The organism is Streptomyces sp. NRRL S-646, assembly GCF_000720765.1.
Classification (GTDB): domain Bacteria; phylum Actinomycetota; class Actinomycetes; order Streptomycetales; family Streptomycetaceae; genus Streptomyces.
This window is the reverse complement of the sequence record NZ_JODC01000082.1, coordinates 1-903: the sequence shown is the minus strand read 5'-3', so window position 1 is coordinate 903 and position 903 is coordinate 1. Positions and strand designations below refer to the sequence as shown.

The window sequence follows — 903 nt, the reverse complement described above, 5'->3', positions numbered from 1 at the left end:
CAGACCGGGGTAGAGCGGGTGCTTGTCGGCGAGGGCCTTGACCCGGGTCTTGAGTGCCTCGGCCTCGTAGGACGGCTTGAGTGCCTCGGCGATGACGTCCGCGACCTCGGCGAAGTCCTCGGCGGTGAAGCCGCGGGTCGCCAGGGCCGGGGTGCCGATCCGCAGACCCGACGTCACCATGGGCGGACGCGGGTCGTTGGGGACGGCGTTGCGGTTGACCGTGATGCCGACCTCGTGGAGACGGTCCTCGGCCTGCTGCCCGTCCAGTGCGGAATGGCGCAGGTCGACGAGGATCAGGTGCACGTCGGTGCCGCCGGACAGGACGTTCACCCCGGCCTCGCGGGCGTCGGCCGCGGTCAGCCGCTCGGCCAGGATCCGGGCCCCCTCCACCGTACGCCGCTGGCGCTCCTTGAACTCCTCGGAGGCGGCGACCTTGAAGGAGACCGCCTTCGCCGCGATCACATGCTCCAGCGGACCGCCCTGGAAGCCCGGGAAGACCGAGGAGTTGAGCTTCTTGGCGAACTCCTTGCTGCGGGCCAGGATGATGCCGCCGCGCGGACCGCCGAGCGTCTTGTGGGTGGTGGAGGTGACCACGTCCGCGTGCTCGACGGGATTGGGGTGCAGCCCGGCGGCGACCAGCCCGGCGAAGTGCGCCATGTCCACCCACAGGTAGGCGCCGACCTCGTCCGCGATCCGCCGGAAGGCGGCGAAGTCGAGGTGGCGGGGGTAGGCCGACCAGCCCGCGATGATCACCTTGGGGCGGTGCTCCTTGGCCAGCCGCTCCAGCTCGGCCATGTCGACCAGACCGGAGTCGTCCACGTGGTAGGCGACCACGTTGAACTGCTTGCCGGAGAAGTTCAGCCGCATCCCATGGGTGAGATGGCCGCCGTGCGCCAGGTCCAG

Annotated in this window: 1 protein-coding gene; it reads right to left on the bottom strand. The window is 70.4% G+C overall.

The annotated features are described in order from the left end of the window. On the bottom strand, window positions 1-903 hold a 903-nt coding region (gene glyA, locus IH68_RS0148970; RefSeq protein ID WP_030950315.1), incomplete at both ends, for a serine hydroxymethyltransferase.